This is a genomic window from Bartonella sp. MM73XJBT.G (assembly GCF_028618435.1).
Lineage (GTDB): Bacteria > Pseudomonadota > Alphaproteobacteria > Rhizobiales > Rhizobiaceae > Bartonella.
This window is the reverse complement of record NZ_JAQISW010000055.1, coordinates 1-3,323: the sequence shown is the minus strand read 5'-3', so window position 1 is coordinate 3,323 and position 3,323 is coordinate 1. Positions and strand designations below refer to the sequence as shown.

The window sequence follows — 3,323 nt, the reverse complement described above, 5'->3', positions numbered from 1 at the left end:
TGGCCGGCCGACCAATGATCTGAATAATTTTTTGCATTCTAGAAAAAAGCAATGATGTAAATGGTGTAGCTTCAATTGATGCGTAAGAGGCTTTGATTTGTCGCACCAACCCCTGAAAACAATGCAAAGCATCTTTTTGTTTGTCCTGAGCCTCTAGGATTTCATCAGTTTTCTGTTTAAGTTCATGGTATCGAGCAACCAGAATACATCAAATCAATCCCACAAGCTGTTATAATTCCATGATCACAGCTTCGTATTGAATAGCGCTTAAAATTACCAGAGTCGCGCATGACAATAAGACCACAGTCATAAAGGCGTGAAAGTAAAAAACTAACACGCGATTCACACCGTTGAATGTCATAACTAAGTTGTCGATTGCTTTTAAAAACGATAGGAACGCCACCTTTTTCAAATGAAGATGTCGAAGCTGTATTCAATAAAGCCAAGAGAAGTTTAGCTTCTGTCTCTCGTATAAAACCAGCCCTCTCTAATTTTTTAGCCAATCCAATTAATTGCCCCCGTTTTACAGAGCCCATTTCAGCATTTTCTACTAATTTTCTAAATTCTATATGATGCGCATTTAACTTTCTTCCGGAGACTTTATTAACCATAATTGTTTTAACCTCTCAGTTAGAGGCAAAAAAAATGTGAAAAATATCCCTTTTCTACAAAATTTCTCTTGCAGAATCCGATAAGTTAAATTAAATTAGGAAATGTGTTATTTAATTTAACTATGCCGTATAGGTATTTTAGAAACCCTTCTGTTAACGCAGTTGGGTTTTTATCTTTTTGCCATTACTTTCCCTTTACTTAAAAGAATCATGTTCCAAAAAAGCTTGTGAACACAAAAGGTATATTAAAAAAAAAGATTTTCAATATGGTTAAAACTGTCTAACCATCTCTAAAGTGCTTGAATCTTAAAAACATAAAAAGGTTCTGTGAATTTTTCATCTGGAGTGAAATCACATTACTTTTATTAATTTTTCTTATTGTCATAATAAAAATCTATCAAAAACCGTAAAACATCCCCAAAAGTTAAAAGATCTTCCCCTTCTGGTGTTAATTCCTCAGCAAGAGCACGAAATTTTTCATCAACATCTGGACGAACTGTCATAGTTATACGACTTGTTTTCACACTACGGCGCTTAAATCGACCATCAATATAACTCGATCGAGCTAAAACATGCTCTTTTGCCATCACATCACTCCTTAAGTTTTCAATACTTCTATAATTCAGCATTTTCTATAGCAGATTTATCATTTGATACATCTCCTTTATCTAATTGATACAGAGTACATCCAAATGTTGATTTTCCAACACCACCTTTTGTAGAACAAAATACAATTGTTGGCATTCCTTAAAATCCTTGCTTACTTTCTACATATGCTACATTCATATATGTAACATATAGCTAACATATGGTTAACATGCATTAAACACATGAAATATACGCAAAATTCTTATTTAAGATATGCATAATATATAATTCATATATATCATTTATATAAGCTATATATGAATCACATAATAATCACGCACAATATGTTTATAAAACATACAAAAATCATGCGTTTAGATAAGGAAAGATATTTCCTCTAAAAATACAAAAAAATCAAAATATTAAATTAACTAACTTCTTTTGAATCCACCTTTTAATCCATACTTTTATACGTGATTCAAAATATTTTTAAACATTTTTTATAAACAATTGCCATGTATGAATAGAGCATAAAAAGCAAATTATAAAGAGGTTTAAGAAGCAAAAACAACTTCAAATTGTCCTTCAAGCGTTTTAACTTTTTCTGAACTTACAACAATTTTGATATCATTTCCCAATTTTGCCAAACACTCAAGCATTTTCATTTCACTAATCCCTCGAAATTCTCCATTTAAAAGTTTAGACAATTTGGGTTGCGTCATTTTTAAAAGTTGACTAGCTTGCTTTTGTGTTAAGTTTTTTTCTTTAAGAATTTGACTAATCTTATGAGCAAGTTGTGCTTTGATAAGCATCTCTCTGGAATCAGAAAAGCCAAGATCCTCATAAACATTGGAACTACCGTGAAAAACATTGACCATTTTAATTCCCTTCTAATTGTTCTGCTAACTTGAGACGTTCTTTAATCAGATTTATGTCTGGTTTTGGCGTTGCAATACCATGGGTCGATTTTTTTTGGAAACAATGCAACACGTAAAGAGATTTTTTATATTTTACCGTATAAACAGCGCGATAAGTTCCTTGAATATCACGTTCAATAATTTCTAGAACATTGGCAGATCCAAACCCCTTGAGAACCTTAACATTTTCTCCTTTATCTCCCATCTGAGCAAGATAAAGAGCATAACCAATCCTTTGTTGAATAAGACTAGGAAGACTTTTTATATCTTTGAGTGAAGATCCAAGCCATATGATACGTTTTATTTTACCCATGATTATTAATATACCTATATAGGTATAATTTCAAGTGCTTATTTTAATAATACTAAGTTAGAAATGCTCTATTCTAAAGATAACGAACTCAAATTTGAGCCGGCTAATTTTTAAAGAAATTAGGTTTTAAAGAAAAGTAAAAATACGCTTATGATAACCTCTTTAAATGAATGTATAAACGTTTGAAACTGATGTTTTATATATTAACAGCTATAAACTTAGTTATCATTTGCTCTTAAGAACGTTTCATTGTTTCATTTACGAAAAAACAAAGATCTAGATTTCACAGCAGAGAAAATCTTAGAAGCCTTAGATTCTAAAAAGCGTTTGTTTATTTGTCTTATGAAATGCTACTTTTAAAAACCAACGCGCATAAATGTAAAAACGGGTTTTGTTATAGACATTTCACTTAATACACATTTGCTTTTGATTGGTTTGATAAAGCTACCAAACGTTTTGATTTATTTGATAGGTTGTGATTTTAGAATGTCAGTTATTTGAAATTCACTCAGCTCAATTTTGAGCTTAGTATTTTAAAACGTTTTAAAGAAGCATTTTTATAATGCGTTTTGATTTAAATGAATCTCTTTAAAGAAAAGGACGTTATTCTAATACGTTTGATAGCCATAAAGCGTTTACAGTCTCTATAATTCATTCTCTCATTCAAATGAGTGAGTAAAAATCATATGCATCATTTATGATGCTTTTGATAAGTTTTCATAAAAACAATAGAACGCTTGCAATATGATACGTTTTGTATATATGCGTTCAATACTCCATTATGTATGATTATTTTTTATCATTAGAATCAAAATTTGAAAGCCGCGTCATATCAATTGGCACGGCTTTCTTTTTTGGAGTTCTCTCTTTTATGAGACGTTTTAAGGAATGCAT

Annotated in this window: 5 protein-coding genes; all 5 read right to left on the bottom strand. The window is 30.8% G+C overall.

The features are described 5' to 3' along the window. Positions 1-182: 182 nt before the first annotated feature. The gene (locus tag PVV59_RS09630) at positions 183-611 is read right to left on the bottom strand and encodes a helix-turn-helix domain-containing protein (RefSeq protein ID WP_273755862.1); all 429 of its coding nucleotides are present in this window, start codon (positions 609-611) and stop codon (positions 183-185) included. Between the two features lie 365 nt (positions 612-976). Further along, entirely contained in the window at positions 977-1,198 is a 222-nt protein-coding gene (locus tag PVV59_RS09625; protein WP_273755861.1) for a hypothetical protein, read from the bottom strand. Positions 1,199-1,226: 28 nt separating this feature from the next. Beyond that, positions 1,227-1,355 carry a ParA family protein gene (locus tag PVV59_RS09620; protein WP_273755860.1) on the bottom strand — a complete coding sequence of 43 codons (129 nt, stop codon included), beginning with the start codon at positions 1,353-1,355 and terminating at the stop codon, positions 1,227-1,229. A 398-nt stretch (positions 1,356-1,753) separates the two neighbouring features. Continuing rightward, on the bottom strand, positions 1,754-2,077 hold the full coding sequence (locus tag PVV59_RS09615; protein WP_273755859.1) for a helix-turn-helix domain-containing protein: 324 nt from the start codon (positions 2,075-2,077) through the stop codon (positions 1,754-1,756). 1 nt (position 2,078) lies between these two features. After that, complete coding sequence (locus PVV59_RS09610) at positions 2,079-2,429, bottom strand: type II toxin-antitoxin system RelE/ParE family toxin (RefSeq protein WP_273755858.1); 351 nt, start codon at positions 2,427-2,429, stop codon at positions 2,079-2,081. Between the last annotated feature and the right edge of the window lie 894 nt (positions 2,430-3,323).

What these genes read in the sequence shown, in the direction of transcription:
- PVV59_RS09630 (WP_273755862.1), bottom strand. Translation starts at nt 611, where the DNA reads ATGGTTAATAAAGTCTCCGGAAGAAAGTTAAATGCGCATCATATAGAA.
- PVV59_RS09625 (WP_273755861.1), bottom strand. Translation starts at nt 1,198, where the DNA reads ATGGCAAAAGAGCATGTTTTAGCTCGATCGAGTTATATTGATGGTCGA.
- PVV59_RS09620 (WP_273755860.1), bottom strand. Translation starts at nt 1,355, where the DNA reads ATGCCAACAATTGTATTTTGTTCTACAAAAGGTGGTGTTGGAAAATCA.
- PVV59_RS09615 (WP_273755859.1), bottom strand. Translation starts at nt 2,077, where the DNA reads ATGGTCAATGTTTTTCACGGTAGTTCCAATGTTTATGAGGATCTTGGC.
- PVV59_RS09610 (WP_273755858.1), bottom strand. Translation starts at nt 2,429, where the DNA reads ATGGGTAAAATAAAACGTATCATATGGCTTGGATCTTCACTCAAAGAT.